Here is a 25,489-nt window from a genome sequence, read left to right as displayed (position 1 = left end):
CCGGCCCGGCGCCAGCGCCGCGAACCGGAGCCTGACGCGCCGCGATGCCCGACGCCCTGCTCCTCCTCGCCCTCGTCGTCCTGCCTTTCCTCGGGGCCATCGTCGCCGGACTGCTGCCGACCCATGCCCGGAACACCGCCGCGGCGCTGGCCGGCGCCGTCGCGCTGATCGGTCTGGTGCTGGTCTGGACGGCCTATTCGACGGTCTCGGCCGGCGGCGTCCTGCGGGCGGAACTCGCCTGGATGCCGTCGCTCGGGCTCAATGTCTCGCTGCGCATGGATGGCTTCGCCTGGCTCTTCGCCGGGCTGGTGACCGGCATCGGCGCGCTCGTGGTGCTCTACGCCCGCTACTACATGGCGGAGGAGGATCCGGTCCCGCGCTTCTTCGCCTTCCTGCTCGCCTTCATGGGCGCCATGACCGGGGTGGTGATCTCCGGCAACCTGGTGCAGATCGCCTTCTTCTGGGAGCTGACGAGCCTCTTCTCCTTCCTGCTAATCGGCTATTGGCATCACACCACGGCGGCGCGAGAGGGTGCCCGCATGGCGCTGGTCGTCACCGCCACCGGCGGGCTGGCGCTTTTCGCGGGCATGCTGGTGCTTGGCCATATCGTCGGCAGCTATGAGCTGGAGGCGGTGCTCGCCGCCGGTGGCCGCATCCGGGCGCATCCGCTCTACACGCCGGCGCTGGTGCTGATCCTGCTCGGCGCGCTGACCAAAAGCGCGCAATTCCCCTTTCACTTCTGGCTGCCGAACGCCATGGCGGCGCCGACGCCGGTCTCGGCCTATCTGCATTCGGCAACGCTGGTGAAGGCCGGCGTCTTCCTGATGGCGCGGCTCTGGCCGGTGCTGTCCGGCACCGATACCTGGCTCCTGCTCGTCGGCGGCGCCGGGCTCGTGACCATGCTGCTCGGCGCCTATGTCGCCATCTTCCAGAACGACCTGAAGGGGCTGCTGGCCTATTCCACCATCAGCCACCTCGGGTTGATCACCCTGCTGCTCGGCCTGAACAGCGAGCTGGCGCTGGTGGCCGCGGTCTTTCACATCCTGAACCACGCCGCCTTCAAGGCCTCGCTGTTCATGGCGGCCGGCATCATCGACCACGAGACCGGCACGCGCGACATCCGGCTGCTCTCGGGACTCAACCGATCGATGCCCTTCACCGCCCGGCTGGCGCTGGTCGCCGCCGCCTCGATGGCCGGGGTGCCACTGCTGAACGGCTTCATCTCCAAGGAGATGTTCTTCGCCGAGGCGCTCTCGGCCGATGCGCCGCTCGGGCTGCTGAACATCCTGCCCTTCGCCGCCATGCTGGGCAGCGCCTTCAGCGTCGCCTATTCGCTGCGCTTCATCCATGGCGCCTTCTTCGGCCCCGATCCGCAGGACCTGCCGCGCAAGCCGCATGAGCCGGATACCTGGATGCGCTTCCCGGTCGAGATCCTGGTGCTGACCTGCATCGGCGTTGGCGTGCTGCCGGCCGCGACGGTCGGGCCCTTCCTCGACCTCGCGGTCCATGCCGTGCTGGGCGCCAACGTGCCGGCCTATAGCCTCTCGGTCTGGCACGGGCTGAACCTGCCGCTGCTGATGAGCTTCGTCGCGCTCGGCGGCGGCGTCGCGCTGTACCTGCTGCTGCAGCGGCGGCTGCGCAGCGACATCGAGGGCGAGCCGCTGCTCAGCCGCCTCGAGGGCAAGCGCATCTTCGAGCGGGCCATGGTCTTCCTGTCCTGGCGCCTGGCGCGACGGCTGGAGGAGATCTTCGGGACCCGCCGGCTGCAGCCACAGCTGCGGCTCATCGTCGGCATCGCCTTCCTGGCCGGGGGCGCGGCGGTCTGGGTCCGCGGCTTCGGGCCGGGCAACCTGCCGCCCTCGCCGGTCGACCCGGTCCTGGCGCTGATCTGGGCCGTGGGTGGGGCCTGCGCACTCGGCGCCGCCTGGCTGGCCAAGTTCCACCGCCTGGCGGCCCTCATCCTCACCGGTGGCACCGGGCTCGCGGTCGTCCTCACCTTCGTCTGGTTCTCCGCTCCCGACCTTGCCCTGACGCAGCTCACGGTCGAGGTCGTGACCACCGTGCTGCTGCTGCTCGGCCTGCGCTGGCTGCCGAAGCGCGTGCGCATCCAGGGCGAGGGCGGGCCGGAGGTGCTGACCCGGGTGAAGCGCATCCGCGACCTGACCATCGCAGTAAGCGCCGGCGGCGGGCTGGCGGCCCTGTCCTATGCCGTCATGACGCGCACGCCGCCCGACCTGCTCGCACAGGACTTCCTCGCCCGCGCCTATACCGAAGGCGGCGGGACCAATGTGGTGAACGTCACGCTGGTGGATTTCCGCGGCTTCGATACGTTGGGCGAGATCTTCGTGGTCGCTGCGGTCGCGCTGGCCACCTATGCGCTGCTGCGCCGCTTCCGCCCGGCGCCCGACAGCCTGGAGCCGCCCTCGCAGCAGCTCGACCAGCTTGGCGTGGAGCCCGGCCTGCCACCCGCCGGGGAGGTCCGGCCGGTCGCCGACTGGCTGCTGGTGCCGGCCACCCTCACCCGGCTGCTCTTCCCGGTCATGCTCCTCGTCGCGGCCTTCCTGCTGCTGCGCGGCCATGACCTGCCGGGCGGTGGCTTCTCCGCCGGCATGGTCGTGGCGATCGCGGTGATCCTGCAATACATGGTCGGCGGCACGGAATGGACCGAGAACCGGCTGGCCTGGCTGCGGCCACGCGCCTGGATCGGCGCGGGGCTGCTGCTGGCTGCCGGCACCGGGTTGGCCGCCTGGGCCTTCGAGCGGCCCTTCCTGACCTCCTACTTCGCCTATCTCGACCTGCCCGTGGTCGGCGCTGTGCCGACCGCCAGCGCGCTGATCTTCGACATCGGCGTCTTCGCGCTGGTGGTGGGGGCGACGCTGCTGATGCTGGTCGCGCTGGCCCATCAATCCGTCCGCGGCCGCCGCGCCATGCCGCGGCCGCCGACCCCGGCCGAGCGGGCGACCCTGGCGATGGGGGAGGATTGATGGAACTCGTCGTCTCGATCGGGATCGGCCTGCTGGCTGGCTCCGGCGTCTGGCTGCTGCTGCGGCCGCGCACCTTCCAGGTCATCATCGGCCTCGCCCTGCTGTCCTATGCGGTAAATCTCTTCATCTTCTCGACCGGCGGGCTGCGCACCGCCGCCGACGCCATCCTGGAGAAGGGCGAGGTGGGGAGCCTTGTCGATTACGCCGATCCCGTGCCGCAGGCGCTGGTGCTGACTGCGATCGTCATCGGCTTCGCCACCACGGGACTGCTGCTTGTCGTGCTGCTGGCAGCGCGGGGACTGACCGGAACCGACCATGTCGATGGCCGGGAGCGGGAGCGATGAACGGCTGGGCCGATCATCTGGTGATCGCGCCGATCCTGGTGCCGATGTTCGCTGGCGCCATCATGGTACTGGCCGGCGACCGGCGCCGCGGCCTCGCCATGGGCCTCGGGCTCGCCTCCACGGTCCTGCTGCTGGTCCTGTCGGTCACGCTGCTGGTGATGGCGGATACCGCCGCGGTGCGGATCTACCGGCTCGGCAACTGGCCCTCCTCCTTCGGCATCGTGCTGGCGCTGGACCGGCTCTCGGCGCTGATGGTGGCCCTGACCTCGCTTCTCGGCTTCGCCGCCTTCGTCTTCTCCCTCGCGCGCTGGCAGCGGGCCGGGGCGCATTTCCAGCCACTGTTCCAGTTCCAGCTCATGGGGCTGAACGGGGCCTTCCTCACCGGCGACCTGTTCAACCTGTTCGTCTTCTTCGAGGTGATGCTCGCCGCTTCCTACGGCATGGCGCTGCATGGCTCCGGCATCGCCCGGGTGCGGGCCGGGCTGCACTACCTCGTCATCAACCTGCTCGCCTCGCTGCTGTTCCTGGTCGGCGTCAGCGTGGTCTACGGCATCGCCGGCACGCTCAACATGGCCGAACTGGCGAGCCGGATGTCGGATGTCGCCACCGAGGACCGGGCGCTGCTGGAGGCCGGGGTCGCCGTGCTGGGCATCGCCTTCCTGGTCAAGGCGGCGATGTGGCCGCTCGGTTTCTGGCTGCCGGGCACCTATGCCGCGGCCAGTGCCCCGGCGGCGGCCATCCTGTCCATCCTCAGCAAGGTCGGCATCTACGCCGTGCTGCGGCTCTGGCTGCTGCTGTTCGGCGCGGGCGCCGGGGATTCCGCAGGGCTCGGCGGCCTCTGGCTGACCCTGGGCGGCCTGCTGACCATCGCCTTCGGCTCGGCGGCGGTGCTCGCCAGCCAGAACCTCGCGCGCTTGGCCGGGGCCTGCGTGCTCGTCTCCTCCGGCACCCTGCTGGCGTCGATCGGCATGGGGCAGGTCGCCGTCACTGGCGGCGCGCTGTTCTACCTCGCCGGATCGGTGCTGGCGATCGGTGCCCTTTTCCTGCTGATCGAGCTGGTCGAGCGCGGGCGCGACGTCGGCGCCGACGTGCTGGCCGTGACGCGGGAGGCCTTCGGCTCCGGGGCGAACGAGGAGGATGGCGAGCCTGGGGAGCGGGATGCGGTCGGCGTGCCGATCCCGGCCACCGTGGCGACGCTCGGCGTCTCTTTCCTGACCTGCGCCCTGCTGCTGGCGGGCCTGCCGCCGCTCTCGGGCTTCCTGGCCAAATTCGCCATCCTTTCGCCGCTGCTCGCCCCAGGCGGGGCCGCGCCATCGACCCTGGCCTGGGTCGTGACGGCGGCGCTGATCCTCTCAGGGCTCGCCACGGTGGTGGCCATGCTGCGCGCGGGGGTGGATGCCTTCTGGGCCTCCCCCGCCGCGATGCCGGCCCGGGTCAGCGTGCTGGAATTCCTGCCGGTGGCCCTGCTGCTGCTGGTCTGCCTCGGGCTGACCATCGCGGCCGGGCCGGTGCTGGACTACACGACCGCCGCGGCATCGGCACTACATGCACCGGCGGAGTACCTGCACGCCGTGCTGCCGGTGCCGGGACGCGCGCCATGAGGCGCCTCCTGCCGCATCCCCGGCTCGCGGCCTCGCTGCTGCTCGCCTGGCTGCTGCTGGTGCAGGGCCTCTCGGCGGGCAGCCTTCTGCTCGGCGGCCTCTTCGCCATCGCCGGGGCCTGGGCGCTCGCCTCGCTGGCACCGCCGCGGGCGCGGCTGCGGCGCCTGGCCGTGCTGCCGGGCCTGCTGCGCGACGTGCTGGTGGAGGTGGTGCGTTCGAACAATGCGGTCGCCCGAATCATCCTGCGGCCGGCTGCCGGCGGCACGCGGCGTTCCGGCTTCGTCCATGTCCCGCTCGACATGCGGGATCCCTATGGCCTGGCGGCACTGGCCTGCATCCTCACCGCGACGCCCGGCACGGTCTGGGTGGACTACGAGTCCACCGAGGGCGTGATGCTGCTCCATGTCCTCGACCTGATCGACGAGGAGGACTGGATCCGTATCGTCAAGGGGAAGTGGGAAGCGCGGCTGATGGAGATCTTCGAATGAGCCTCGCGCTGCTCGCCTGGGCCGTGCTGACGGCGCAGCTGCTACTGGTGGCGGCGATGGGCTGTGCGGCCTTCCGGCTGCTGCGCGGGCCGCGGGCGCAGGACCGTGTCCTCGCGCTGGATACGCTCTATGTGAATGCCGCCATGCTGCTGCTGGTCTTCGGCATCCGGACCGGCAGCATACACTACTTCGAAGCGGCGCTGCTGATCACGCTGCTCGGCTTCGTGGCGACGGCGGCGCTCTCGAAATTCCTGATGCGGGGAGAAGTGATCGAGTGACGCATGCGGCCGAGCTTCCCGCCTGGGCGGCGCTTGTCGTCGCGCTGCTGCTGCTGCTGGGCGCCGGGCTCGCCCTCGTCGGCTCCTTCGGCCTGCTGCGGCTGAGGGGCTTCTACGAGCGTGTCCACGCCCCGACCCTCGCCACCACCCTCGGCATCAGCAGCGTGCTGGCCGCCTCGATGCTGTTCTTCTCGCTGCTGCAGAGCCGCTTGGTGCTGCACGAGATCCTGATCGCGGTGTTCATGGTGGTCACCACGCCGGTCACGCTGATGCTGCTGACCCGGGCCGCGCTCTATCGCGACCGGATCGAGGGCGATCAGGCGGTGCCGCCGCCACGCCCTCGCCAGGGTCAGGGCCGCGAGGACTGAGGAGCGACACCGGCGCCCGGCGACGGGGCCTTACTGAACCGGTCGAGCACGGTGCGGGTGATCTGCTGGGTATAGACGCAGCCCCGCTTCAGCCCCATCACCCATTCGCAGCTTGCCGCGGTCAGCACCTCACCCTTGCCGCGCCGCATGGACACCATCATGCCGGAGCCGTGGTAGGACTTCCGCAGCGTTTCCGCATCGGCGACGCCATGGACCATCTCCGCCTTCTCGTACCAGTCATGCGCGCCGACATAGGCGCGCAGCGTGTAGCTCTCGAGCGGGGCCTCGGCCATGACGGCTGGCGTCATGGCCAGGATCTCGACGCTGTCGGGCGTGCCGTCCTTGCCGGTTGGGAAGGGCAGGCCGTCGCGGAAGGTGTAGTCGACGCCATCCACCTCGTAGCCGAAGATGCGCGCCTCAGCGCCGAAGATGTCACCATAGCTCAGGTCGGTCCCGGCGAAGGCCCAATGTTCCGGCCGGTACACCGTGAAGCCGCGGCTGCCGCGTGGGGTGAAGCGGCCCCAGTTCGCATAGGTGCCGCCGAGCCCGTTCACCCCGACCGTGCTGGCGCCGGGCCAGCGGACGTGCCGGTCCTCCCAGGCGCTGGTCAGCCGCGCGTCGTCGCCGGTGGCACGGATCGGGTCTTCCTTGTACGCATTGCTCTTGTAGCAGACCTGGCGCCTGCCCTCCTCCTCCAGCCGGATCTGCCAGGTGAAGTTGGCGCCGAAGCGGGCGAGATGGCCGCCGCGTTCCACGTAGCTTTCGATGGCAAGACGCATCTCCCGCGTCCAATATTCGTCGTGACCGACGATGACGACGCAGGCATAGCTCTCCAGCAGTTCCGGCCGCAGGTGCAGGTCGGTCTGGGTGATGGTGTCGACGGCATAACCCTCGCGTTCCGCCCAGAGGGCGAAGTGGCGGTCGTATTGCGCCCAGCCGGTCGCGGCATAGTAGTAGCTGAAGCCGTTGGCGTAGGACCATTCCTTGAAGTCGTAGCGCAGCGGCATCATCGGCTCGGGGATGGTGGCGCAGATGCGCGGGGCATTCTCCGGCAGCTTCACCAGGCCGCGGGTCCAGGGCCGCTGCAGGCTCAGCAGCGGCGACATCGCGTTGCGCGCCGGGCCATGGCTGCCGCCGTAGTGGTTGGCGCCGCCCCAGTCGTTGTAGGCGGTATAGGTGCAGGTTGGCAGCACATGCAGCAACCGGCCCGGCTGCACGGCGCCCGAGGGACGGACGACGAAGAAGTGGTGCTGCACGAAGCGACCGCCCTGCTGCCGCGCCACGCTGGATTCGACCAGGTAGAAACCGGAGGGCAGATCGGCGGGCAAGGTCCAGCGATGCAGCACCGGCCAGTTGCAGCCGGCCTCATAGGCATCCGCCGGCGTGGGCGTGGCCCGTCCCGGCAGGCCTTCCTCCCGGTGCACGACCACGGGGTTGAGCCCGTCCCGCGTCACCGCAATCGTCCAGGCCTTGGCATTGGTGCTGCCGTGGAACTCCACGGTCTCCCCGGGCGCATAGGAGATGGCATCGGTATAGACATGGATCTCGTGCCAGGCCGGGTCGCCGCGCGGGGCCTCGAAGGGCCGCATCTCCTGCCAGTGGTGATCCCCCGCCGTGGGATAGACCAGGCGTGGGCCGACGTTGACCGTGCTGTCCGGCCGGGCGGTGGGATCGTCGTAGAGCGGCATGGGATCAGGACTTCTGCAGGTTGTAGAACAGCGGGAAGCCTTCGATCAGGCCGGTGACATTGCTGCGGAAGGCGGTGGGCGGCGTATAGGCGCCGGTCGGCAGGTAGGGGATATCCTCGAAGGCCTGCAGCTGGATCTGCTCGGTGATACGTTTCTGCTCCGCCAGGCTGCCGGCGGCGAGGAATTCGTTTCGCAGCGCCTCGATCTTCGGCAGGTCGGGCCAGCCGGAGGTACCCGCCCTCCCCGGCCCGCGGACATAGGATTGCGTCGCCGGGTTGAGGGCGATGATGCCGGGGATGTAGTTGCACCAGGCGCTCCAGCCGCCCTTGTCCAGGCCGTCCCGGTTGTTCATCACCCGGCCCGCGACCGAGCCCCAGTCGGAGGCCTGGTAGTCCAGGTTGATGCCGACGCGGCGGAACATGTCGCCGGCGATCTCGCTCATCGCATTCAGCGCGGTGAGATCGGTCGGCACCGCCAGCACCACCTTCTCGCCCTTGTAGCCGGCGGCCTGGAGGTTGCGCTTGACCTTGTCGTAGTCCGGTGCCCCGGCCATCGCCTGCAGCCCGGCCTCGGTCGCCAGCGAGGTTCCGGGCAGGAAGAAGCCGCAGCGGTCGTTCCAGAGCGACCGGTCGTCGCCCATCACCGCCGTCATGTAGTCGGTCTGGTTGATGGCGGGCAGGAAGGCGCGGCGGATCGCCGGGTTGTCGAAGGGCGGCTGCAGATGGTTGAGGCGGATCATGCCCATCAGCCCGGCCTTGTCCTTCACCTCCACCTTCAGGCTGCGGTTGCGCCGCAGCAGCGGCAGCAGGTCGGCGGTGGGTTGTTCCCACCAATCCACCTCGCCTCGTTGCAAGGCGGCGCCGGCGGTCGCGGCATCCGGGATGGTATGCCATTCGACGCGATCCACCCGGGCAACCTTGCCGCCGGCGAGGAAGCTCACCGGCTCGTCGCGCGGCTTGTAGCCGGCGAAGCGTTCATAGACCGCGCGCGACCCGGACATGCGCTCATCCGCCACCCAGCGGAAGGGGCCGCTGCCGACGATCTCCGTCACCTGGACGGAGGGCGGGTTGCGGGCGAAGCGCTCCGGCATCACCGGACAATAAGAGGAAGGCTTGGCCAGCGCGGTGGCGAGCAAGGGGAAAGGCTGCTTCAGCTTCACCAGGAAGACTCGGTCGGAGACCGCCGTCATCTCCGTGGTGATGGCACGGATGTTCTGGCCCAGCACATCGGCGCGGGTCCAGCGGTCGATGCTGGCGATGGCATCCCGCGCCAGGATCGGCGTGCCGTCGTGGAAGGTGATGCCTTCGCGCAGGGTGATGCGCCAGCTGCGCCCGTCGTCCTCGATGACATGGCCTTCGACCAGCTGCGGCTGCGCCGTGTAGCTGCTGTCGAGGCCGTAGAGCTGGTCATAGACCATCATGCCGTGGTTGCGGGTGACCAGGGCCGTGTTGAACACCGGGTCAAGCAAAGTCAGGTCGGACTGCGGCACGAAGCGCAGCACGGTCGTTGCCCCCGCGGTGCCCTGGGCGCGCAGGACATTGGGCCGCGCCAGTGCCGAGGTTGCGATACCGGCCGCCAGGGTCAGCAAATCACGACGCTTCACGATGCACCTCCGCCTTGCCATTGCAGCTTGCCCATGAAGCCGGGCGTCGCCAAGCAGGCCTGCGGTTGAATTGCGGCGGGTCGGCCTGCTTCCTCATGCCGTGCTGCGCAGCGCCTCGACCAGCTTGGCGAAGGCCGCCGTGGGCTGGCGCCGGCTGGGGTAATAGAGGTGATAGCCAGGAAATGGCGGACACCAATCGGCCAGTACGCGGACAAGCCGTCCGTCCTCGAGATAGACCTGGACCTGATCCTCAAAGAGGTACGCCAGGCCGAAGCCAGCCAGGGCGGCCTTGAGCATCAGCGGCGTCACGTTGAAGACCAGGGGCCCTTCGACGCGCACGTTCAGCGCCCGCCTGCCCTTTTCGAATTCCCAGGCATAGAGACCACCCAGGGTCGGCAGGCGCAGATTGATGCAGGCATGGCCGGTGAGATCCTGCGGTGTCCTGGGACGCGACCGGGTATCGACATAGACGGGCGCACCGACGACAGCCATGCGCAGATCCGGCCCGATGCGCACGGCGACCATGTCCTTGGCCACCTGTTCGCCCAGGCGCACGCCGGCGTCATAGCGGCCGGCCACGATATCGGTCAGGGTATTATCGGAATCGATTTCCACCGTGATATCCGGATACTCCGGCAGTAGCCGCTCCAGCGCCGGCCACAGCACCGTATGGGCGGCGTGCTCGCCCGCGGTGATGCGGATCCTGCCGGCTGGCTTCTCCCGGAAGGCGGTGATGGCTGCCAGGGCCCCGTCGATCTGGTCGAAGGCCGGGCCGAGGCCGCCGAGCAAGCGTTCGCCCGCCTCGGTCGGCGCGACGCTGCGGGTGGTGCGCGTCAGCAGCCTGACACCGAGCCGCGCCTCGAGTGCGCGCAGGGCCTGGCTCAGCGCCGATGGGGAGATACCGAGCTGCGCGGCCGCCCGGGTGAAGCTGCGCGCCTCCGCAACCGCGCGGAAGGCCTGGAGGTCGCTGAGGTCGGCCCGCGGCATCATGAAGTCCTGCTTCAAGGTTCATGCGGATTCTACCGCCTAATGCCCGGTCGCCCACGCCCCATCTTCGGACCGAGGAATGGCGCCGCTGTACCGCCGCGCCCGGAGCAGAGGGGATTGGACGATGGAGATCAAGCGAGCGGGTTCACAGCCCTCCGGCAAGGGGCCGGCGGAGTGGTTCACCGGCACGGTGCGGATCGACCCGCTGAACAGCCCGCCCGGCCCGGCCCGTGTCGCCATGGCGCTGGTCACCTTCGAGCCCGGTGCGCGAACCGCCTGGCACACCCATCCGCTCGGCCAGACGCTCGTCGTCACCGCCGGCTGCGGCTGGGTGCAGCACGAGGGCGGGGCGATCGAGGAGATCCGGCCGGGCGACGTCGTATGGTTTCCGCCCGGCGAGAAGCATTGGCACGGTGCTACCTCCACCACGGCCATGAGCCACATCGCCGTGCAGGAGGCGCTGGACGGCTCGCCCGTGGACTGGCTGGAACAGGTCAGCGATGCGCAGTATCGGCCTGCAGGACGCACGGCATGAGCGCGGAGCGACACCGCAGCCTCGCGGGCAAGGTCGCCTTCGTGACCGGGGCTGCAAACGGCATCGGCCGCGCCACGGCGCTGGCCTTCGCGGAAGCTGGTGCCAGCGTCGTGGCGACTGACGTCTCGGAGCCAGGCAACCAAGAAACGGCGCGACTGATCGAGCAGGCTGGCGGACGGGCGATTGCCATCCGGTGCGACGTCGCGCTCGAGACGGATGTGCAGGCCGCGCTGGACCGGACGGTCGAGACCTTCGGGCGCCTCGACATCGCCTTCAACAATGCGGGTGTCGAACAACCCCTGAAAACATTGGCCGATCTCACGTCGGAGAACTGGGACCGGATCGCCGGCATCGACCTGCGCGGGATTTTCCTGTGCATGAAGCATCAGGTTCCGCTGATGCTGCGGCAGGGGGCCGGCGCCATCGTCAACACCTCCTCCGGCGCCGGGGTGAAGGGCTTCGCGGGCCAGGCGGCCTATTGCGCCGCAAAGTTCGGCGTCATCGGCCTTACCAAGGCGGCGGCGTTGGACTATGCGGCGGCGGGCATCCGCATCAATGCCATCTGCCCCGGGATCATCGAGACCCCGATGATGGATCGCTTCAGCGGCGGCACGCCGGAAGGGCGCGCCCGGGTGATCGCGCAGGAACCGATCGGCCGGATGGGCCGGCCCGAGGAGATCGCCGCCACCGTCCTCTGGCTCTGTACGGAAGCAGCCGGCTTCGTCACCGGACATGCGATGGTCGTGGACGGCGGACAGACAGTCTAACGACGACAGTCCGCCGACCGCGCGAGACTTCTGCCGCATCGACCGTCGTATCGGAAAGCCGCAGCACAGCATGGAAGAGTGGGACGCTGATGGCGCCACCGCCTTTCATGCCGAAGCATCTTCTCGCCTGCCGCGGCTTCCGCGACCAATATTTGCCGACCGAACGAACGCAACCGGCCCGCATGTCGTTGTCAGGCAATGCGATCCCGCTGCGGCGACCGCCGGCCTGTCCCCTTAGGCGGACCGACCCGCGAGCTCTGGCGCCCGATCTGAAGGAACAAGCCCAATGAGTTGCCCTGACCATCTGTCCCTGTCCCGGCGCGCCCTGGTGGCCGGCGCCGCAGCAACCGCCGCAGCCACGAATTCGGGAACTGCGGAAGCCCAGCCGACTGCCACCACCATCCCAGGACAAACTACGATGGCGAATGTCTCGTTCCGGGTGAACGGCGAGCCGCGCAGCCTCGCGCTGGATACGCGCACCACGCTGCTCGACGCGCTGCGCGAACACCTGCAGTTGACAGGCAGCAAAAAGGGCTGTGACCACGGCCAATGCGGCGCCTGCACGGTGATGGTGGACGGGCGGCGCATCTATTCCTGCCTGACCCTGGCGGTCATGCATGAAGGCGACGAGGTCACCACCATCGAGGGCCTGGGCCAGCCCGGCAACCTGCACCCGATGCAGGCCGCCTTCGTCAAGCATGACGGCTACCAGTGCGGCTATTGCACCCCGGGCCAGATCTGCGCCTCGATCGCAACGCTGCAGGAGATCAAGGCCGGCGTGCCGAGCCACGTGACCGCCGACCTGACCGCGGCACCGCAGATCACCGCCGAGGAAATCCGCGAGCGCATGAGCGGCAATATTTGCCGCTGCGGTGCCTATTCCAACATCGTCGATGCGATCACCGAAGTCGCGGAGAAGCAGGCATGAGACCCTTCACTTACGAGCGCGCCCGCAGCCCCGCCGAGGCCGCGGCAGCCGTCACCCGCCAGCCGGGTGCGAAGTTCATCGCCGGCGGCACCAATCTGCTCGACCTCATGAAACTGCAGATCGAGACGCCGACGCATCTGATCGACGTCAATGGCCTTGGCCTCGACCGGATCGAGCCGACGCCGGAGGGTGGCCTCCGGGTCGGGGCGCTGGTGCGCAACACGGATCTCGCCGCGGATGAACGGGTGCGGCGCGACTACGGCGTGCTATCCCGCGCCTTGCTGGCAGGCGCCTCGGGGCAGCTGCGGAACAAGGCGACCACGGCCGGCAACCTGTTGCAGCGCACGCGTTGCGCCTATTTCTACGACACCGCGCAACCCTGCAACAAGCGCCAGCCCGGCAGCGGCTGTGCGGCCATCGGCGGCGTCACGCGGCAACTCGCAGTGATCGGGTCGAGCGATGCCTGTATCGCCACGCATCCCAGCGACATGGCAGTGGCCATGCGCGCCCTGGATGCGGTGGTGGAAGTGGTGCGGGCGGATGGCGCAACGCGGCGCATCCCGATTGCGGAGTTCCACCGCCTGCCCGGCGAGACGCCGCATATCGAGACCAGCCTGGAAGCCGGCGAGTTCATCACCGCTGTTCTCCTGCCGCCGCCGGTCGGCGGTCGGCATTTCTACCGCAAGGTACGGGATCGCGCCTCCTATGCCTTCGCTCTCGTCTCGGTCGCGGCCGTGGTGCAGCGGGATGGCACCGGGCGGGTCGCACTGGGTGGCATGGCGCACAAGCCCTGGCGCGTGGAAGCGGCCGAGGCCGAGTTGCCGCGCGGTGCCAAGCCCGCCATGGCGGCCATCCTCGATGGCGCAAGGCCGACCCACGACAATGCATTCAAGCTGACCCTGGCGGAGCGAACCCTCGCCTCCGTCCTGGCCGAGGCGAAGGGCTGAGCCATGAAATTCGACACGCCCGCTACCAGCAATCCGATCGATCAGCTCAAGGTCGTCGGCCAGCCCGTGGACCGCATCGACGGCCCGCGCAAGACGACGGGCACCGCGCCCTATGCCTATGAACGGCATGACGTGGCCCGCAACCAGGCCTATGGCCATATCCTCGGCGCCGGCATCGCCAAGGGCCGCGTCACCGCCATGGATACGGCGGCCGCGAAATCCGCGCCCGGCGTGCTGGCCGTCGTCACCACGCTGGACATGCCCCGGCTGGAAAAAGGCAAGACGAATACTGCCTTCCTGTTCGGCGGTGCCGAGATCCAGCACTACCATCAGGCGATCGCCGTCGTGGTGGCAGAGAGTTTCGAGCAGGCACGCGATGCCGCAGCGATGATCCGGGTGGACTATGACCGCCAGCCCGGCCGCTTCGATCTCGCCGCCGAGGCGCCGAAGGCCAAGCTGGCCTCCGCCGATAGCGGCGAGGGCAGCGGGTCGCCGCAGGAGGACCGGGTCGGCGACTTCGAAGGCGCCTTCGCCCAGGCCGCGGTCACGCTGGACGCGACCTATACGACGCCGGACGAGAGCCACGCGATGATGGAGCCGCATGCGACCATCGCCGCCTGGGAAGGCGAGAAGCTCACCGTCTGGACCTCCAACCAGATGGTTGCCTGGGGCAGGCGCGACCTGGCGACGACGCTCGGCCTGCCGGCGGAAAACGTGCGGCTGGACAGCCCCTTCGTCGGCGGTGGCTTCGGCGGCAAGCTGTTCCTGCGTGCGGATGCGGTACTGGCAGCATTGGGTGCCAAGGCCGCTGGGCGGCCGGTGAAGCTGGCGCTGACCCGGCCTCAAGTGGCGAACAACACCACGCACCGGCCAGCGACGATCCAGCATGTCCGCATCGGTGCTGCACGCGACGGCAAGATCACCGCCATCGCGCATGAGAGCCTGTCGGGCGACCTCGAGGATGGGCAGCCGGAAACCGCGGTGTCGCAGACCAAGCTGCTCTATGCCGGCGCGAACCGGCTGACCGCGCTGCGCCTCGCCGTGCTCGACCTGCCAGAGGGCAATGCCATGCGCGCGCCGGGCGAGGCTCCCGGCCTGATGGTGCTTGAGGTGGCGATGGACGAGATGGCGGAGAAGCTGGGCATGGACCCGGTCGAGTTCCGCATCGTCAACGACACCCAGGTGGATCCGGAGAATCCGGAGCGCCGCTTCTCCCAGCGCCAGCTCGTGCAATGCCTGCGGACCGGCGCCGAGCGCTTCGGCTGGAGCAAGCGTAGCGCCAAGCCGGGCCAGCAGCGGGACGGGCGCTGGCTGGTCGGCATGGGCGTGGCCGCCGGCTTCCGCAACAACCTGGTGATGAAGTCGGGCGCACGCGTGCGGCTCGATGCCAGCGGCGGCGTGACGGTCGAGACCGACATGACCGATATCGGCACCGGCAGCTACACCATCATCGCCCAGACAGCGGCCGAGATGATGGGCCTGCCGCTGGAGAAGGTGACGGTGCGCCTGGGCGATTCCAGCTTCCCCGTCTCCGCCGGTTCCGGTGGGCAATGGGGCGGCAACAGCTCCACCGCCGGCGTCTACGCCGCCTGCGTGAAGCTGCGGGAGGCGGTGGCGCAGAAGCTCGGCTTCAACTCGGCGGAGGCCGAATTTGTGGGCGGGCAGGTCCGCGCCGGCAACCGCAGCGCACCGCTCGGCCAGGCGGCCACCGCCGAGGGCTTGATGGCCGAGGATACGATCGAATATGGCGACCTCGCCAAGCGGTACCAGCAGTCCACCTTCGCCGGCCATTTCGTGGAGGTGGCGGTGGATGTCGCGACCGGCGAGACGCGGGTGCGGCGGATGCTGGCGGTCTGTGCCGCCGGGCGCATCCTCAACCCGAAATCGGCGCGCAGCCAGGTCATCGGCGCGATGACCATGGGCGTCGGCGCGGCGCTGATGGAGGAGCTGGCGGTGGACAAGCGCCACGGCTTCTTCGTTAACCATGACCTCGCCGGCTATGAGGTGCCGGTCCATGCCGACATTCCGCATCAGGAGGTGATCTTCCTTGATGAGGTGGACCCGATTTCCTCGCCCATGAAGGCCAAGGGCGTGGGTGAGCTCGGCATCTGCGGCGTCGGCGCAGCCGTGGCGAATGCGATCTACAACGCGACCGGTGTGCGCGTGCGGGATTACCCGGTCACGCTCGACAAGCTGCTCAGCCGCTTGCCCGAGGTGGCGTGAGCGATACTGGCGGGGGCGCCTCGCGCCTCCGCCAGGCTTGCGCTGTTCGGACTCGCCCTACCGAGGCCGGAACGGGCTTTTGAACCTGTTCTTCGGATCCGCTTGCGGCGCGTAGAGCGGCTCCCCCGCCGGTGCCAGCGCGGCTTCGAGTACCGCCCGCAGTCCATCCGAGGCGAAGTCGAGCGAAACGCTGCCGCCAAGCTGGGCCGGCAGCGCACTTGTCAGCAGCCGTGCTCCGAAGCCGCGCCGCGCCGGCTCCCGCGCCGGTGGCGGTCCACCGCTTTCGGTCCATTCCACCCGCAGCTTCGGCGCCGTGGCGCTCGACCCCGGCGGTCCGCTGCCTTCCTGCAGGACCCAGCGCACCCGCACCCGCCCGGCCGGTACGGACAAGGACCCGTGCCGCACCGCATTGGTGGCCAATTCGTGCAGCGCCAGGGCCAGTGCCACCGCGGCGGCGGGACGGAGATGCACCGTGGGACCATCGATTTCGGCCAGCGGTCCCGCTGGGCCAGCCGCATGCCGGTAGGGTGCGAGTTCCGCCTCGACCAGCGCCCGCAGTTCCACACCCTCGGGCCAACCGCGGCCGGCAAGCATGTCATGCGCCCGGGCCATGGCGCGCAGCCGCCCGGCAAAGGTCTCCCAGAAGCTGCGCGGGTCGGGTGCCGCACGGGCGGTTTGCGCGGCGACGGACTGCACCGCGGCCAGCGCATTGCGGACCCGGTGGTTGAGCTCCGCCAGCAGCAGGCGCCGCAATCCCTCCTCGCCCGCGCCACCCTCGGCGGCATGGGCGAAGCCGGCGACACGGCGCACGCGACCCTTGGCATCGATGATCGGGAAGCCCAGGTCGCTGACCCAACAGGCTGCGGCGCGGCTGGTCGCGCCTGTCGCACCATCGCCACGGGGCAGGACGCGATAGGCGACTTCCGCCGCCTCACCCCGGCGCAGCGCATCGAAGCGGGCGGCGACGGCAGGGCGGTCGTCCGGGTGGACCAGGCCCAGCCAGCGGCCGGCTTCGGGCAGTACTTCCTCGGGCGAGACCCCCAGCAGGCTGCGCACTCCGGGTGAGACATAGATGCCGTGGCCGCTGGCAACCTCGGCGACCCAAAGGGCGCCGGGCGCGGAGGCCGCCAGCTCTGCCAGGGCGCCACTGGTCTTCTGGACCGCTTCGGTCTGCGCCCTCGCCTCAGCCGCATCCTGGCGGGCGTCCACCAGCTCGGCCCGGGTCCGCTGCAATTCTGCCTGAAGCGCCTGCGGATCCTGATCGGGCAGCATGTCCTCGCCTAGATCCACCTGCAACGCTCCTGTCCGGCCGGCAGGATGCCGGGCGTGCTTCTCATTGCCAACGGCCCGGCCTCCGGAACGTTTGTAAAGAATTCGTCTTCTTGCCCCTTTCGTGATGTAAGTGGATGCCGGCTGACGGAGGCGGCATCCAACCTCCTCACGCCAACGCCGCCACCTCCGGCCGGTGACGTTCCGGAACCCGATGAGACCCGTCCTCCGTACGGCAACGTGCAGACAGGCGGCGGGCAGCGGACGTAGATCACGGTAGCGGGACGGCGCATCGGGAGGAAGGTGATCTGCGAAAGAGCCCACCTTTCTCTGGCGAAGCCAGGGCGCGTCGGACTCGTCCGGAGCGCAGGATCGCCACGCTGGCAGCCGCCGGAAACCGCTTTCTCACCGCTTTCCCGCCACCGGACCACGCCTTGCTGGCACCGGCGCTCGAGCAGGTCAGGCTTGTTTATGGCCAGATTCTCTTCGAGCCGGGGCGTGTGCCCTCGCATGTGCATTTCCCGCATGCCGGAACGATGATCTCGCTTGTGCTGCCATTGCGCGACGGCCGCGAATGCGAGACGATCACCGTGGGGTCCGAGGGCCTGGCCGGCCTCGGCACGGATCCGACGGACACCACCGTCGAGACCTTCGTCCGCGGTATCGTTCAGATGCCGGGCGACGCCACCCGCATCCCGACCGAACGCCTGGCGGAGGTCGCGGCAGCCTCGCCGCCCCTGCGCCGCCTCCTCGTGCGGTATGCCGAGGCTGCGATGTCGATGGCGCTGCAATCCGTCGCTTGCAACGCGGCCCATCCGCTCCGCGCCCGGCTCGCCCGCTGGCTTCTGGTCGCACTCGACCGGGCAGCGCCGGGAAGCGGCGGCCGGCTGGCGCTGACCCAGGAATTCATCGCGGTGATGCTGGGTGTCCGCCGGGCGACGGTCGGCGACGCGCTGCTCGCCTTTCAGGCCGAGGGCTTCGTCCGCCTGCAGCGTGGCGGCCTGGTCATCCTCGACCGCAAGGCGCTTGGGGCGACAGCCTGCGAATGCCATGCCGCAGTGCGGCGCCGCTATGCGTATCTGCTGCCGGAGGTGGAGCAGGCCGGCCCGGACGGCGCCGAAGACGATGGCAACTGACCGGACGATGGACAGGCTTCCCCCGGCTGATGCTGCACCGGCCGCGCCGCTTCGTGCCGCGCCTGGCCTGCCGCGCCTCAGGCTGGGCACCCTGTTGCTCGCCCTCGTGCTTGCCGTGCTGCTGCCCGCCCTTGCGGTCGGCAGCTATGCCACCTGGCAGGCCGTCCGCACCGCCGAGGCGGCGGCCGAGGCGCGGCTGCTGGATACCGCCGCCGCCCTCGCCCTTGCGGTGGACCGTGAACTTGGCGGCCAACTGGCCGTGCTGACCGGCTTCGCCACCTCCCCCGCCTTCGGGGCTGGTCCGCAGAGCCTGGACCTGGCCGCGCTGGATGCCCATGCCCGCCGCATCGTCGCAGCACTCGGCACGCATCTGTCGGTGCTCCGCCGCGACGGCACGCTGATCGTGGCGACAGGCCTGCCGCCCGGCACGCCGCTGCCGCCTTCGCGTGTGCCGGAAACGATCGAGCTGGTCTTTGCCACGGGCAAGCCGGTGGTGACCGGCCTCGTCACGGCTGGCACGATCACTCGCGCACCGGTCTTTTCCCTCAGCCTGCCGGTGCGCGACGCGGCCGACGGCGTGGCTTACGTCGCGATGGCTGCCTTCCGGGTGGAGCACCTGCGCGACCTGTTGCGCGCCCAGGGCCTGCCGGAAGGCACCTTCGCCTCGATCGTGGATGCCGGCGACACCATCGTGGCACGCTCCGATGCGCTCCACGGACGCCTAGTCGGGCAGCCGGCGGCAGCGGCGGCCGTGGCGCATTACACCAACCGCGCATCCGGGATCTTCCGCGCCACGACCCTGGATGGCGTGGATCGCATGATTGCCTTCCGCAGCCTTTCCGCCGCGCCGGGATGGCGCGTTTTCGTCGGCGAGCCGCTCTCGGGCCTCGCCGCTGCCTGGCGCGGCCCGGTCGTGGCGCTCGCCGCCGGCGGTGCCGTCACGCTCCTGCTTGGCAGTGCTCTGGCCCTGCTTTCCGCGCGGGGCGTGCTGCGACCCCTGCGCCGCCTGGACAGCCATGCGGCAGCGCTGGCCACCGCCGGCGGCGGGGTCCGGGCTGCGGACATCCCGCCGGCCCGCGTACGCGAGCTGGAGGTGCTGCGCCGCGGTTTCGCCGAGGCCGAGGCCGCGGTCGCGCACCGCGAGGCCGGCCAGGCCGCAAGCGAGCGGCGGCTGCGCGCGGTGCTGGAGAGCACGGCGGACGGTGTCCTCTCGCTCGGGCCCGACTGGGGGATGACCTTCCTCAACGGCCATGCCGCCCGGATGATCGCGCAAGGGCGCGACGTCCTCGGGCTGAACCTTTGGGAGGCTTTCCCGGACGCGGTGGGCAGCACCTTCTGGCTGGCCTTCCGGCGCTGCATGGCCGAGCGGATCCCGGCCGAGGCGGAGGCGCATTACCCGCCGCTCGGCCGGATCTTCGCCACCCGCGCCTTCCCCGCCGAGGATGGCGGCATCACCGTGTTCTTCCAGGACGTGACCGATCGGCATGAGGCCGAGGCGCGCCTGCGCGAGAGCGAGGAGCGCCTGCGGCTGGCGCTGGACGCCGGCCGCATGGGGATCGCCGCCTGGGACCTCGCAACCGACAGGCTGGACTGGGACGCACGACAATATGCCCTGTTCGGCATCGATCCCGTCGCGGGCGGGATGACCGGCGCGCAGGCCCTGTCGCGGATTCACCTCGAGGATCGGCCGGGGCTGAAGGCCGCCGTCCGTGCCGCGATCGCGGCGGGACAAGGGCGCTTCAACTACGAGTTCCGCTTGCTCCTGGCCGGGGGCAGGGCCCGCTGGATCACTGGTTATGGGCAAGTCCTGCCTGGCCCGGACGGGCAGGCCGCCCGCATCGTCAGCCTGAACTTCGATACCACAGCGGCCCGCAATGCCGAAGCGGACCTTGCCCGCAGCCACGAGGCGGCGCGCGCTGCGGCGGAACGGGTCCAACTGGCGCTCTCGGCCGGCGCGATCCTCGGCACCTGGGACTGGGAGCTACCGACAGACCGCTTCGCGGTGGACGAACGCTTCGCCGAGGCCTTCGGCATCAAACCCGAAGCGGGCCGCATCGACCTGCCGCTGGAGACGGTGATCGCAGCGGTGCACCCGGACGACGTGGCCGGGCTCCGCACCGCCATCGCCGAGGTGATCGCGCGCGGTGGCCCCTATAGCCATGAGTACCGCGTGCGCGGGCGGGATGGCCTCTACCGCTGGATCCAGGCGAACGGCCGCGTGGACCATGGCCCGGACGGCACGCCGCTTCGCTTCCCCGGCGTGCTGCTCGACATCGGGGCGCGGCGCGCGCTGGAAGCCGAGCGTGACCGCGCCGCCGGCCTGCTGCGCGCCTTCACCGATGCCGTGCCCGGCGTCGTCTATGCCAAGGACCGGGAGGGCCGCATGCTGGTGGCCAACCATGGCGCCACGGCGCTGATCGGCAAGCCGTCCAGCTTCTACCTCGGCCGGACGGATGCCGAATTCCTCGACGACACCGCCCAGGCGGCCAGCGTGATGGCGAACGACCGGCGCGTCATGGATAGCGGCGTTGCCGAACAGGTCGAGGAGACGATCAGCCCCCCCGATGGCACGCCCACCGTATGGCTTTCCACCAAGGCGCCCTTCCGCGATGCGGACGGGCAGGTCATCGGCCTCATCGGCGCATCGGTGGACATCACCGCCCGCAAGGAGGCGGAGGCCATCCTGGCGCGCAGCAACGAGGATTTGGAGCGGCTGGTCGAGGCCCGCACCGCCGAACTGCGCGCGAGCGAGCTGCGGCTGGCCGAGGCCGCCCGGATGGAAGCGCTCGGGCGGCTGGCCGGCGGCATCGCACATGACTTCAACAACGTGCTCCAGGCCGTGCAGGGCGGCGTCGCCCTCGCCTCCAAGCGGCTGACACGTGACCCCGATGCGGCCCGACATCTGCTCTCCCTCGCCGTGGATGCGACGGAGCGCGGCGCGGCGGTGACCGGGCGGCTGCTCGCCTTCGCGCGGCGCGGCGAGCTTTCCGCAAGCGCGGTCGCGCCGGCGCCGCTGCTCGAGGGCTTGGCACAGATCCTCCACCACACGCTCGGGCCTAGCGTGACCCTCGCCATCGAGGCTGACCCGGCGATGCCGGCGCTATGGGCCGATGCGGCGCAGCTCGAAGCGGTGCTCATCAACCTCGCCAACAATGCGCGCGATGCGCTGCCGGGCGGCAACGGGGCGGTCATCCTGCGGGCGGAGCCGGTCACGGCGGGCCGATCCGATGCACCCGCCAGCCTCCTGCCGGGCGGGTATATCCGTCTGTCGGTGGTGGACGACGGCGAGGGAATGCCGCCGGAGATCCTGGCGCGCGTCACCGAGCCTTTCTTCACGACGCGGCCGCGGGGCAAGGGCACTGGCCTCGGACTGGCCATGGCGCGCGGCTTCGCCGAGCAGTCGGGCGGTGCGCTGGTAATCGAGAGCGTGCGGGGGCATGGCACGACCGTCGCCTTGTGGATCCCCTGCGCCCCCGAGGACATGGCCACAAAAAAATCCATGGAAGCGTCTAGGGAGGCGCTCAGGGAGGCACTGCCGGCAGCGGAGCCGCAGGGCGCAGCAGTGATGCTGGTGGACGACGAGCCCGGTGTGCGGGCGACCCTGGCCGCGGCACTCACCGACCAGGGCCATGCCGTGACGGAAGCGGAGGACGCGCTTGCCGCCCTGGCCAAGCTGGACCTGGGTATTGCCGTAGAGGTGCTGGTGACCGACCTGGCCATGCCGGGCGGCATGGATGGGCTCGCCCTGCTCCGCGAGGTACGGCTGCGGCGGCCCGGGCTGCCGGCCCTGCTGATCACCGGGCATACCGGCGATGCGGCCTGGAATGCCCTGCAGGAGGCGGTCGGGACCGGCCCCTTCGCCGTGCTCCGCAAGCCTGCCTCGGCCGAGGCGATAAGCGCCCAGCTCGCGGCTCTGCTGCATGCGGGCGGCAGTCCCCAGGGGAAGCCGGGATCCGCTGGTCTCGGGTGCTGAAGCACCTGCCGGATGCAGGCAGGCGCTTCAGGACTGCCGCAGATGTGTCTCCAGCGCCGCGATGAACAGCCGCACCTTCGGCGGCACCAGCCGCGCCGTGGGATAGACCGCCCAGATGGCCAGCGGCTCCGGCTCGCCCAGGTCCAGCCGGATGGGCAACAGATGGCCGATGGCCACTTCCTCCCGCACGTCCCAGGCCGAGAGCATGGTGATGCCGAGCCCACCGAGGCAGGCCTGGTGCAGGGCCTCCACCGAGCTGGCGGTGAAAGGGCCGGTGACCCGCTGGCGCAACGGCTTGTCCCCCACCGAGAAGACCCAATGGCTGGTCCCGGTCAACGCTAGGCAGCGGTGGCGGGCCAAGTCCGCGAGCGTTGCCGGCATGCCGTGCTCGGCAAGATAGGCGGGCGCGGCGTAGAGCCCACGTGGGTTATCTGCCAGCCGCCGGGCGACCAGGGCATTCTCCCGCAGCGGCGCGATCCGGATCGCCAGGTCGAGGCCCTGGGCCACGATGTCGACGATCCCGTCGCTCAGCAGCAGGTCGACCTGCAGGCCGGGATGCTCCTGCAGGAAGCCGGCGACCAGCGGCGCCACGACCTTGCGGCCGAAGGGGACCGAGGCCGTCAGCCGCAGCATGCCGATCAGGCCGGCCGAGACCGGCCGTACGGCGGCACGGGCCAACGCTTCTTCCTCCAGCAGCGCCTGGGCATGGGGCAGGAAGGCCTCGCCCTCCACCGTAAGGGCCAGCGCGCGCGTGGTGCGATGCATCAGCCGAGCGCCGACCTCCGCCTCCAGCTCCGCCAGGCGGCGGGAGGCCAACATCGGAGTGATGCGCAAGCGCCGGGCGGCGGCGGCGAGGCTGCCGGCCTGCACCGCCTCCAGCAAAACCGCCACGTTGGTCAGGTTGATCATAACATCCAGCGTTATACCGCCCACGCAAAATGCCGGTCTACAGCGCAGGGCGTTGCAAGCCGAGATTGCCGCCAGCAGATCGAGGATCACGGCTCATGCTGGACGCAACCGCCAACGATACCAATACCCGGCCAGACGCCGGCGAAGCCTTGCCCCCGGGCGCCGCCGGCCTCGGCCGTGGCCTGACCTTCGCCATGGCGGCTGCGGCGGGCATCGCTGTCGCCAATATCTACTACAACCAGCCGATGCTCGGTATCATCGGGCAGGACTTCCCAGGCTCGGGCGCCACCGCGTTTATCCCGACGGCGACCCAGCTCGGCTATGCCGCCAGCCTGTTCCTGCTGCTGCCGCTCGGCGACCTGCTCGACCAGAAGCGGTTGATCGTCGGGCAATTCGTGGTCCTGGCCCTCGCCCTGGCCCTGGCAGCACTGGCGCCCAGCGCGCCGGTGCTCGTCGCCGCCTCCTTCCTGGTCGGGCTTTCGGCGACCGTGGCGCAGCAGATCGTGCCCTTCGCCGCCCATCTGGCGGCGCCGGCGCGGCGCGGTGCGACGGTTGGCCTCATCACCGGCGGCGTGCTCGCGGGCATCCTGCTCAGCCGGACCCTTGGCGGCTTCGTCGCGGCCCATGGCGGCTGGCGCGCGATGTTCTGGCTGGCCGTGCCGATGGCGCTCGGCGCCGCGGCCCTCATGGCGGTCCTGCTGCCGAGCCGGCCCGCCATGGCCTCGATCGGCTATGGGCAGGCGCTGCGCTCGCTGGTGCAGCTCTGGCGCGGGCAGCCGGCGCTGCGGCGGGCGACGCTGATGCAGGCGGCGCTCTTCGGCGCCTTCTCTGCCTTCTGGACAGTGCTGGCATTGCGGCTCGAGCAGCCGCCCTTCTCGCTGGGCGCCGAGGTGGCGGGGCTGTTCGGCGTGGTCGGCGCGGTGGGTATCGCGGCGGCGCCGCTGGCGGGCCGTCTTGCCGACAAGCGCGGGCCGCAGCTGGTGATCGGGCTGAGCGCCCTGCTGACCCTGGCCGCCTGGGCGGTGTTCGGCGCCTGGCCGACCCTGGCCGGGCTGGTGCTGGGCGTCGTCATCCTCGACTTCGGGGTGCAGAGCGCGCTCGTCTCGAACCAGCATGTCATCTTTGCCCTGCAGCCGGAGGCCCGCAGCCGGATCAACACCATCTTCATGACGGGCATGTTCCTGGGCGGCGCGGTTGGCTCGGCCGGGGCCATGATGGCCTGGGACTTCGCCGGCTGGGGCACGGTCTGCGGCTTCGGCGCCGCGCTGGCCGCCATCGCCCTGCTGATCGAGGGCCTCGCCCGCCGTGCCAAGGGAAACTCGTGATGAGGGCGCTGCGGGTCGCCGTGGCGGGAGGCTCCCTCGGGGGCCTCTTCGCCGCCATCCTGCTGCGGCAGGCCGGGCACGCGGTGCGCGTCTTCGAGCGTTCGGCGAGCGGGTTGGACGGACGGGGCGCCGGGCTGGTGCCGCAGCGCGAGGTCTTCGAGGTACTGCGGCGGATCGGCGCCGAGGACCTCGTGAAGGTCGGCGTCGTGGCGCGCGACCGGATCGTCCTTGATGCGGCCGGCGGCATCGCCCATCGCCAGGCCACGCCGCAGATGCAGGTTTCCTGGGATCACCTCTACCGCGCCGTCCGGGCCCGGCTGACGGAAACCGACTACCGCCTCGGCCGCACCGTGCAAGGCGCCACGCAATCCGATGCCGGGGCGGTGCTGCATTTCACCGATGGCGGCAGCGAGGATGCCGATCTGGTGCTCGGCGCCGATGGCATCGGCTCGGTGCTGCGGGAGGCGGTGACGGGCCAACCCTCGCCCAATCGCTACGCCGGCTATGTCGCCTGGCGCGGCCTAGTGCCGGAGGGCGCCCTGCCGGAGGACTCGGCGGGGATGCTGCTGGACCGCTTCGCCTTCGCCATGCTGCCGGGCTCGCAGGCGCTCGGCTATTCCGTCACGGGGCCGCATGGCGAGATGACGCGCGGGGAGCGACGCTATAATTGGGTCTGGTACCGACGCGTCGCGGCGGCGGAACTCGGCGATGTCCTCACCGACGCCTCAGGCCGCGCGCATCCCTTTTCGCTGGCGCCCGGCCAACTGCCCGAGGCCCGGGCGGCCAAGCTCCGGGCCGATGCCGCGATGCTGCTGCCGCCACCCTTCGCCGCCGCGGTCGCGGCGGAGCGATCGCCCTTCGTCCAGGCCATCTTCGACTACGAGGCGCCCCGGATGGTTTCCGGCCGGCTGGCCCTGCTGGGCGACGCCGCCTTCGTGGTGCGGCCGCATACCGCCATGGGCGTGGCAAAGGCCGCCGGCGATGCGATGGCGCTGCAGGCGCATCTCGGCCGGCTGCCGCTGGAGGCGGCGCTGCGGGCCTATGAGCGTGAGCGGATGCCGGTCGGCGCCGCGATCGCCGCCCATGGGCAACGGCTCGGCGCCGAGCTTGGCTGAGGCGCGGGCGACCATGAGCGG

At 70.2% G+C, this 25,489-nt stretch carries 20 protein-coding genes; 15 read left to right on the top strand and 5 right to left on the bottom strand.

The features are described 5' to 3' along the window. The first annotated feature begins 44 nt into the window (after positions 1 to 44). From AC0IW9_RS23740 to mnhG, 6 genes are read left to right on the top strand one after another with little or no spacing between them, the layout of a single operon-like run. A complete protein-coding gene (locus tag AC0IW9_RS23740; RefSeq protein ID WP_471650787.1) occupies positions 45 to 2,984 on the top strand; it encodes a monovalent cation/H+ antiporter subunit A in 2,940 nt (979 codons plus the stop codon). Continuing rightward, the gene (locus tag AC0IW9_RS23735) at positions 2,984 to 3,328 is read left to right on the top strand and encodes a Na+/H+ antiporter subunit C (RefSeq protein WP_471650786.1); all 345 of its coding nucleotides are present in this window, start codon (positions 2,984 to 2,986) and stop codon (positions 3,326 to 3,328) included. The genes AC0IW9_RS23740 and AC0IW9_RS23735 overlap by 1 nt, the downstream gene beginning before the upstream one ends. Next, positions 3,325 to 4,929: a monovalent cation/H+ antiporter subunit D gene (locus AC0IW9_RS23730; RefSeq protein ID WP_471650785.1), complete on the top strand. Its 1,605-nt coding sequence runs from the start codon at positions 3,325 to 3,327 to the stop codon at positions 4,927 to 4,929. Before AC0IW9_RS23735 ends, AC0IW9_RS23730 begins: the two co-directional genes overlap by 4 nt. Further along, positions 4,926 to 5,417, top strand: a complete 492-nt coding sequence (locus AC0IW9_RS23725; RefSeq protein WP_471650784.1) for a Na+/H+ antiporter subunit E — start codon at positions 4,926 to 4,928, stop codon at positions 5,415 to 5,417. The genes AC0IW9_RS23730 and AC0IW9_RS23725 overlap by 4 nt, the downstream gene beginning before the upstream one ends. Beyond that, a complete protein-coding gene (locus AC0IW9_RS23720) occupies positions 5,414 to 5,695 on the top strand; it encodes a K+/H+ antiporter subunit F (protein WP_471650783.1) in 282 nt (93 codons plus the stop codon). The genes AC0IW9_RS23725 and AC0IW9_RS23720 overlap by 4 nt, the downstream gene beginning before the upstream one ends. Further along, a complete protein-coding gene (mnhG, locus tag AC0IW9_RS23715; RefSeq protein WP_471650782.1) occupies positions 5,692 to 6,063 on the top strand; it encodes a monovalent cation/H(+) antiporter subunit G in 372 nt (123 codons plus the stop codon). The genes AC0IW9_RS23720 and mnhG overlap by 4 nt, the downstream gene beginning before the upstream one ends. On the opposite strand, the gene AC0IW9_RS23710 is transcribed toward mnhG, so the two are convergent. From AC0IW9_RS23710 to AC0IW9_RS23700, 3 genes are all read right to left on the bottom strand, one after another. Further along, positions 6,045 to 7,751 (bottom strand): N,N-dimethylformamidase beta subunit family domain-containing protein, encoded by a 1,707-nt coding sequence (locus tag AC0IW9_RS23710; RefSeq protein WP_471650781.1) that lies wholly within the window; start codon positions 7,749 to 7,751, stop codon positions 6,045 to 6,047. The genes mnhG and AC0IW9_RS23710 overlap by 19 nt on opposite strands. A gap of 4 nt (positions 7,752 to 7,755) precedes the next feature. Next, entirely contained in the window at positions 7,756 to 9,354 is a 1,599-nt protein-coding gene (locus tag AC0IW9_RS23705; RefSeq protein WP_471650780.1) for an ABC transporter substrate-binding protein, read from the bottom strand. A gap of 93 nt (positions 9,355 to 9,447) precedes the next feature. Beyond that, a complete protein-coding gene (locus AC0IW9_RS23700; RefSeq protein ID WP_471650779.1) occupies positions 9,448 to 10,359 on the bottom strand; it encodes a LysR family transcriptional regulator in 912 nt (303 codons plus the stop codon). Between the two features lie 106 nt (positions 10,360 to 10,465). On the opposite strand from AC0IW9_RS23700, the gene AC0IW9_RS23695 reads away from it, so the two are divergent. The 5 genes from AC0IW9_RS23695 to paoC all read left to right on the top strand — a co-directional run bounded on the left by AC0IW9_RS23695 (position 10,466) and on the right by paoC (position 15,741). Continuing rightward, positions 10,466 to 10,876, top strand: a complete 411-nt coding sequence (locus AC0IW9_RS23695; RefSeq protein WP_471650778.1) for a (R)-mandelonitrile lyase — start codon at positions 10,466 to 10,468, stop codon at positions 10,874 to 10,876. Further along, positions 10,873 to 11,643 (top strand): SDR family oxidoreductase, encoded by a 771-nt coding sequence (locus tag AC0IW9_RS23690; protein ID WP_471650777.1) that lies wholly within the window; start codon positions 10,873 to 10,875, stop codon positions 11,641 to 11,643. Before AC0IW9_RS23695 ends, AC0IW9_RS23690 begins: the two co-directional genes overlap by 4 nt. A gap of 328 nt (positions 11,644 to 11,971) precedes the next feature. Continuing rightward, complete coding sequence (gene paoA / locus AC0IW9_RS23685) at positions 11,972 to 12,571, top strand: aldehyde dehydrogenase iron-sulfur subunit PaoA (RefSeq protein WP_471650776.1); 600 nt, start codon at positions 11,972 to 11,974, stop codon at positions 12,569 to 12,571. Next, positions 12,568 to 13,518 (top strand): FAD binding domain-containing protein, encoded by a 951-nt coding sequence (locus AC0IW9_RS23680; protein WP_471650775.1) that lies wholly within the window; start codon positions 12,568 to 12,570, stop codon positions 13,516 to 13,518. Before paoA ends, AC0IW9_RS23680 begins: the two co-directional genes overlap by 4 nt. Positions 13,519 to 13,521: 3 nt before the next feature. Next, positions 13,522 to 15,741 carry an aldehyde oxidoreductase molybdenum-binding subunit PaoC gene (gene paoC, locus AC0IW9_RS23675; protein WP_471650774.1) on the top strand — a complete coding sequence of 740 codons (2,220 nt, stop codon included), beginning with the start codon at positions 13,522 to 13,524 and terminating at the stop codon, positions 15,739 to 15,741. Between the two features lie 57 nt (positions 15,742 to 15,798). Here paoC and AC0IW9_RS23670 read toward each other — a convergent pair whose 3' ends face one another. Beyond that, positions 15,799 to 17,013, bottom strand: coding sequence for a sensor histidine kinase (locus tag AC0IW9_RS23670; RefSeq protein WP_471650773.1), 1,215 nt, complete (start codon positions 17,011 to 17,013; stop codon positions 15,799 to 15,801). Positions 17,014 to 17,546: 533 nt separating this feature from the next. Between AC0IW9_RS23670 and AC0IW9_RS23665 the strand changes: the two genes are divergently transcribed. After that, on the top strand, positions 17,547 to 18,146 hold the full coding sequence (locus tag AC0IW9_RS23665) for a Crp/Fnr family transcriptional regulator (protein WP_471650772.1): 600 nt from the start codon (positions 17,547 to 17,549) through the stop codon (positions 18,144 to 18,146). A gap of 7 nt (positions 18,147 to 18,153) precedes the next feature. Beyond that, positions 18,154 to 22,119: a PAS domain-containing protein gene (locus tag AC0IW9_RS23660; RefSeq protein ID WP_471650771.1), complete on the top strand. Its 3,966-nt coding sequence runs from the start codon at positions 18,154 to 18,156 to the stop codon at positions 22,117 to 22,119. A gap of 27 nt (positions 22,120 to 22,146) precedes the next feature. Here AC0IW9_RS23660 and AC0IW9_RS23655 read toward each other — a convergent pair whose 3' ends face one another. Then, positions 22,147 to 23,028: a LysR family transcriptional regulator gene (locus AC0IW9_RS23655; protein WP_471650770.1), complete on the bottom strand. Its 882-nt coding sequence runs from the start codon at positions 23,026 to 23,028 to the stop codon at positions 22,147 to 22,149. A gap of 95 nt (positions 23,029 to 23,123) precedes the next feature. On the opposite strand from AC0IW9_RS23655, the gene AC0IW9_RS23650 reads away from it, so the two are divergent. Then, complete coding sequence (locus AC0IW9_RS23650) at positions 23,124 to 24,353, top strand: MFS transporter (RefSeq protein ID WP_471650769.1); 1,230 nt, start codon at positions 23,124 to 23,126, stop codon at positions 24,351 to 24,353. Then, positions 24,353 to 25,468 (top strand): FAD binding domain-containing protein, encoded by a 1,116-nt coding sequence (locus AC0IW9_RS23645; protein ID WP_471650768.1) that lies wholly within the window; start codon positions 24,353 to 24,355, stop codon positions 25,466 to 25,468. The genes AC0IW9_RS23650 and AC0IW9_RS23645 overlap by 1 nt, the downstream gene beginning before the upstream one ends. Positions 25,469 to 25,489 lie beyond the last annotated feature (21 nt).

It is taken from the genome of Belnapia sp. AC561, assembly GCF_979252845.1.
The sequence above is the reverse complement of the archived record's forward strand: the minus strand, read 5'-3'. Positions and strand labels throughout refer to the sequence as shown.

Coding starts and splice junctions, on each gene's coding strand:
- AC0IW9_RS23740 (WP_471650787.1), top strand. CDS start 45: ATGCCCGACGCCCTGCTCCTCCTCGCCCTCGTCGTCCTGCCTTTCCTC.
- AC0IW9_RS23735 (WP_471650786.1), top strand. CDS start 2,984: ATGGAACTCGTCGTCTCGATCGGGATCGGCCTGCTGGCTGGCTCCGGC.
- AC0IW9_RS23730 (WP_471650785.1), top strand. CDS start 3,325: ATGAACGGCTGGGCCGATCATCTGGTGATCGCGCCGATCCTGGTGCCG.
- AC0IW9_RS23725 (WP_471650784.1), top strand. CDS start 4,926: ATGAGGCGCCTCCTGCCGCATCCCCGGCTCGCGGCCTCGCTGCTGCTC.
- AC0IW9_RS23720 (WP_471650783.1), top strand. CDS start 5,414: ATGAGCCTCGCGCTGCTCGCCTGGGCCGTGCTGACGGCGCAGCTGCTA.
- AC0IW9_RS23710 (WP_471650781.1), bottom strand. CDS start 7,751: ATGCCGCTCTACGACGATCCCACCGCCCGGCCGGACAGCACGGTCAAC.
- AC0IW9_RS23695 (WP_471650778.1), top strand. CDS start 10,466: ATGGAGATCAAGCGAGCGGGTTCACAGCCCTCCGGCAAGGGGCCGGCG.
- AC0IW9_RS23690 (WP_471650777.1), top strand. CDS start 10,873: ATGAGCGCGGAGCGACACCGCAGCCTCGCGGGCAAGGTCGCCTTCGTG.
- AC0IW9_RS23680 (WP_471650775.1), top strand. CDS start 12,568: ATGAGACCCTTCACTTACGAGCGCGCCCGCAGCCCCGCCGAGGCCGCG.
- paoC (WP_471650774.1), top strand. CDS start 13,522: ATGAAATTCGACACGCCCGCTACCAGCAATCCGATCGATCAGCTCAAG.
- AC0IW9_RS23670 (WP_471650773.1), bottom strand. CDS start 17,013: ATGCTGCCCGATCAGGATCCGCAGGCGCTTCAGGCAGAATTGCAGCGG.
- AC0IW9_RS23665 (WP_471650772.1), top strand. CDS start 17,547: ATGATCTCGCTTGTGCTGCCATTGCGCGACGGCCGCGAATGCGAGACG.
- AC0IW9_RS23660 (WP_471650771.1), top strand. CDS start 18,154: ATGGACAGGCTTCCCCCGGCTGATGCTGCACCGGCCGCGCCGCTTCGT.
- AC0IW9_RS23655 (WP_471650770.1), bottom strand. CDS start 23,028: ATGATCAACCTGACCAACGTGGCGGTTTTGCTGGAGGCGGTGCAGGCC.
- AC0IW9_RS23650 (WP_471650769.1), top strand. CDS start 23,124: ATGCTGGACGCAACCGCCAACGATACCAATACCCGGCCAGACGCCGGC.
- AC0IW9_RS23645 (WP_471650768.1), top strand. CDS start 24,353: ATGAGGGCGCTGCGGGTCGCCGTGGCGGGAGGCTCCCTCGGGGGCCTC.